The sequence below is a fragment of the Polaromonas sp. genome, from assembly GCF_043778355.1.
In the GTDB taxonomy this organism is placed as follows: Bacteria; Pseudomonadota; Gammaproteobacteria; order Burkholderiales; family Burkholderiaceae_C; genus Polaromonas.
Window position 1 is genome coordinate 1 of record NZ_JAYWHI010000023.1, and the last position, 4,496, is coordinate 4,496.

Genomic DNA, 4,496 nt, shown 5'->3' on the forward strand with positions numbered 1-4,496 from the left:
ATGCTCGTGGATTTAGAAGCTTCACCAACTATCGGGCAAGAATTTTGTTTCATTGTGGAAAATTGAACTTGGCCATCGGCTAAAGAAAAATCACAGTGAATTCAACGAAGAGCCATACAAAATATGGCTGTAGCCCTCGTGGAATGTGCGCAAGCAGCTATGAAATATATAGCGCCTCTGGCTGCTTGCATGAGCGCTATTGACGAACCCACAGCGTCGGTGATGGTGTGTTGGGTGTTGGGTGTTGGGTGTTGGTCATGCTTATGACACTCCCAAAAGTTCACGGATTTTTTGGGTCGGCCAGGCGAGGCGGCCATTGATGCGGATCGGGCGCAGCGGCCCATCCTCATGACAAGCCCAGCCGCGCAAGGTCTTTCAGCTCTGCGCGTTCAATTCGCAGGAAACCTGTGCAAATGGTGCTCTCCAAACCCCCGACGGCCATGTCAAACGCCTGCCCGATGTCATCGACCCTGAGAAGCTGATATTGAAATGGCTCTTTGTAACCGACCTGGGTTACGTACACGGCCGGTAGGGTGCGCTCTTCGACAACCAGAACCCGCACATCAGCAGGCGTTGCCCCAAGGATGGAGGCGGCTTTTTCAAAGTTGAGGAGTTGAACGAGATCGGGCACGGCACTTCAATAGCGTGAACGGCCGCGCAACTTCTGAATGACCGAAGTGCCAAGGGGCGTCATGCGTGCGCCCGCAGAACTTCATTGATCCGGGTTTGCCAGTCGTCGCCGAATGCTTTGAATTTATCCACCACTTCAACGTCAAGCCACAGAGTGACCTCGGTTGTTGGGTTGCCGCTTTCCTCAGATTTATTGGCGACAGCTTCCGCTTCCATTTTCGATTTGGACAGTGCCCGCATCCTGGCGGCTTCTTCTGGCGTGTCCTCAATCGCATCCCACACGTCGGCGAATCTTTGGCGATTAGTGTCATTGGGTTTCTGCGTGGCGCGGCTTTCGGTGGCGTGGTCTCAAGCGTGCTGCTCAGTGCGTGTCACACCCAATTGCAGGCCAGACGCGGCCAGCACGGCCAACAGTGTCTTTATGGTTGGGTTACCCCGTGGAGACAAGGCGCGGTAAAGGCTTTCACGCGGCATGCCCGCTTTCTCCGCCACGCTGGCCATGCCTTGCGCTTCGGCAATGTGGCGCAGCGCTGCCAGAAGGGCGAACTGCCCGCCTGGCAGGTTGGCTTCTTCAAGCGCAGTTGCTAGATACACGTCGGCCATATCAGGGTCGGCCTTGAGCATTTCTACTACGAGTTCGTCGTGTGGTCGTGAGGCTTTCATTTGGCGTTCTTCCTTTTCCAATCGTTCCAATAACCGACAGCAGCATCAATATCGGCCTGCTGTTTGCGCTTGTCGCCGCCTGTCAGCAGCAAGACCAAGCGTTTGCCGGATTGCGCGTAATACACGCGGTAGCCCGGTCCCCAATCAATACGCAACTCCCAAACTCCATCGGCAACCGGTTTGCAGTCGCCAAAGTTGCCACCGGCCATCCGGCCCACGCGCACCAGCACGCGGGTTTTTGCTTGTCGATCCACCAGCTTGGCTAGCCAATTTGAGTAAGGTTCTTCACCTTGATCGTCTTCGTAGGTAAGGACTTCAAACATGTTTTTGTGAATTATAGGTTACAGATCAATTTATTTCAACGCGCATCAACTGGCCACCACACGCAGTCCACCCGGCGCAGCCTTGGCATCAAACACAATCCCCGCCTGCTCCAACATCCAAGCCTCAATGCGCTCATGGTGACCCCGCAACAGCTCCAGCGGGCGCACGGTGTAATGCTTTTCCGCCGTGGCACTGGGCTTGTGCCCCTGAATCTGCGCCACCACGCCCACCGGCACTTCCAGCCACTCGGTCAGGCTCTTGAATGACCGGCGCAGGCCATGCAAAGTGAGCCCGTCCAAGCCAGCGGCCCTACATGCGCGGGTGTGCGGGTTGTTGGGTTCGGTCAAGCAGCCGGTCGCACTGGTGGGGCTAGAAAATACCCACGGGTTGGCAATCTGCTCACCAGTTTTGGGGTCTGTCATGGGTCTGTCATGGGTCTGTCATGGTGCGCCGGGGCAGAGCGGCCAGCAGGTGCAACATGTACGGCGTTGCCGGAATCTCGCGGGTGCCTTCCACCTTGTCCCGAATGCTGATGCCCTTCCATTGCGTGTTCACATCCTCCCAGCGCAGCGCCAGCACTTCACCGGGCCTGGCACCGGTTAGCAGCATCATTTGAATGCAGGCCGCAATGACCGGGTTTTGAAGCTGTTGCACGGCGGCAAACCAAGCGGCCAACTGGCCCTTTTGCAGCACGTCTTTCTTGGTGCCAGCCTTGCCCAGCGCTGGAAAAACGAAAGCGGTGATGCTGGGTGGACTGGCCCACATCGCGCAGCGCAGTTCAATCAAAAAAACAGGCCGCCCGGCATGACCGCGCTGCTGGCCAACGCCACGCGACAGCTTCGTGGTGCCTGGCCATTGCGGTACTCCGCATTGGCCACTGACCAAGGCTACAGACTCGCGAAAATGGAAAGCGGTGATGTTGGGTGCGCTGCCACCAGCGCGCAGCGCCGTTTAGTAGGCAGCGTGCCCGGCATGACCGCGCTGGCGGAGGTCGCAGACACATATCGAGAGCCGAAGGTTCGTCACTGTCTGCCGCCTTCGCGGTAACTGTTCAAACCCTTGCGCAGCACCTTTTATATGCGAAATAAGCCTCTAGCCCTCGTGGAACGTGCGCAAGCAGCTATCAAAAACGTAGCGATTTGATTGATCACCGTGTTTGCCCGGCAGACACCGCAAGACAACTATGTGTCATATGGCCTGGCCCCCGATTCAGCGGACAATCTACATTCCACAATTCAACAAAAGCAAACACTCCCAATGAGCATCGAAGAGAACTACTCCATTGGATTTGTCGCCGCGTTGGCCCTCCGTGAGAAGCAAATCCAGCAGGTTTACCGCCCAATAATTGCAGTCCATAAGTGGTTTGCCCGTCGGCCAGGAACCCTTTTTAGAGGCTTGATCCTCTCCGAGTTTGCTCAAGTCCCGGTACAGCAAAGCTACTACCAATCCCACGGATTTGAGGGAATCACTGTCGCTGACTGCTTCATGGGCGGAGGATCGCCCCTTTTGGAGGCCAACCGCGTTGGCTGCAACGTCATAGGCACGGACATCAATCCGATGGCGACCTGGATCGTTCGCGAGGAAATTGACGCACTCGACATGGCTGCCTATGAGGCCGCAAGTGTGCAATTGCTGGGTCATCTACAAACGACGCTCGGACACCTCTATAAGACCAAGTGCCCGATCAGTGGTCGTGCTGATGCCGATTTGAAATATGGGCTGTGGGTCAAAGTCGGCTCATGTGGCAACTGTGCACGTGACTACGATCTCTTCCAGGGGTATTTGATCGCCGATGACACACGACATACCGCCTACGTCATCGCCTGCCATAGTTGCGGCGACTTACACGAGGTAAGTGACCCCAAGAAGCTTGGCACATGCCATTGCGGGGCCGTTCTGAGGACCGAAGGCAATGTCAAACGCAGCAAAGCAGTTTGCTCGCACTGCGGCCACACAAACAGCGCTCCATTCCGCTCAGATGGTCCGCCACGGCACAGACTGTTTGCCATGGAGTACTACAACGCTGATTTGAAACATAGGCCCGGTCGTTGCTTCAAGAAGCCTGACGCGGACGACCTCGCCTGTGTTGCTGAGGCTGAAGCCGAACTGAGCAAACTGAAAGTGGAGTTTGTGCCCGATGACGCTATACCGGGCGGTGATGAGACAAATCGACTACTGCGCTGGGGCTATCTCCGCTTCAATGAAGTATTCAATGGCCGACAACTGCTTGCATTGGAGACTACCGCCCGTTGGATTTCTAAGGTCACAGACCCACGAATAAAGCGCGCGCTGGCTACGAACTTCTCTGACCTTATCCGCTATCAAAACATGCTGTGTCGCTACGACACCATGGCGCTAAAGTCTTTGGACATCTTCAGCATCCATGGCTTCCCGGCCAGTTATGTTCAATGCGAAAGTAATTTCCTTGGCATTCGCAATGCGACAGGCACCACGGTTGGCTCTGGCGGTTGGGTCAACATCACTGAAAAATACGCGAAGGCCAAGCGCTTCTGCACAGCACCCTTTGAGGTCGCTTTTTCTGGCAAAAAGAAGACAACCATTCCCATTGAGGGAGAATGGATCGGTGAAATCAACCCCGAACTTCCTGACGCGCTTCTTCGCCTGGTCGATATTCGCTGCGGCTCATCCACCGAAATGGAGCTTGAGGCAGCAAGCCTTGATGCCGTGCTAACCGATCCACCCTACTACGGGATGGTCCAGTACGGCGAGTTGATGCACTTTCTCTACATCTGGCTTCGCAAACTGATGGGTGGTGACTTCGTTGGTCTGGAAGCTGAGAGCACGAAGCACGCAGGCGAGCTAACCGGCAACGCGACCGAGGGACGCGGCATTGAGCAGTTCGCGGAAGGTTTGGCGAC

General features: G+C 55.9%; 5 protein-coding genes and 1 pseudogene. 1 reads left to right on the plus strand and 5 read right to left on the minus strand.

Going from position 1 to position 4,496, the window contains the following annotated elements; genetic code table 11:
• Positions 1-346: 346 nt before the first annotated feature.
• From ACH2CW_RS03665 to ACH2CW_RS03685, 5 genes and pseudogenes are all read right to left on the minus strand, one after another.
• Complete coding sequence (locus tag ACH2CW_RS03665; RefSeq protein WP_395055489.1) at positions 347-631, minus strand: hypothetical protein; 285 nt, start codon at positions 629-631, stop codon at positions 347-349.
• Positions 632-690: 59 nt separating this feature from the next.
• Positions 691-912 carry a BrnA antitoxin family protein gene (locus ACH2CW_RS03670; RefSeq protein ID WP_395055490.1) on the minus strand — a complete coding sequence of 74 codons (222 nt, stop codon included), beginning with the start codon at positions 910-912 and terminating at the stop codon, positions 691-693.
• Between the two features lie 66 nt (positions 913-978).
• On the minus strand, positions 979-1,293 hold the full coding sequence (locus ACH2CW_RS03675) for an addiction module antidote protein (RefSeq protein WP_395055491.1): 315 nt from the start codon (positions 1,291-1,293) through the stop codon (positions 979-981).
• The gene (locus tag ACH2CW_RS03680) at positions 1,290-1,616 is read right to left on the minus strand and encodes a type II toxin-antitoxin system RelE/ParE family toxin (RefSeq protein WP_395055492.1); all 327 of its coding nucleotides are present in this window, start codon (positions 1,614-1,616) and stop codon (positions 1,290-1,292) included. The genes ACH2CW_RS03675 and ACH2CW_RS03680 overlap by 4 nt, the downstream gene beginning before the upstream one ends.
• Positions 1,617-1,661: 45 nt before the next feature.
• Positions 1,662-2,343: pseudogene (locus ACH2CW_RS03685) on the minus strand (tyrosine-type recombinase/integrase); the annotation flags it as partial.
• A 531-nt stretch (positions 2,344-2,874) separates the two neighbouring features.
• On the opposite strand from ACH2CW_RS03685, the gene ACH2CW_RS03690 reads away from it, so the two are divergent.
• Positions 2,875-4,496 (plus strand): hypothetical protein (locus ACH2CW_RS03690; RefSeq protein WP_395055493.1); only part of this gene is annotated, 1,622 nt, incomplete at its 3' end.

What these genes read in the sequence shown, in the direction of transcription:
- ACH2CW_RS03675 (WP_395055491.1), bottom strand. Translation starts at nt 1,293, where the DNA reads ATGAAAGCCTCACGACCACACGACGAACTCGTAGTAGAAATGCTCAAG.
- ACH2CW_RS03680 (WP_395055492.1), bottom strand. Translation starts at nt 1,616, where the DNA reads ATGTTTGAAGTCCTTACCTACGAAGACGATCAAGGTGAAGAACCTTAC.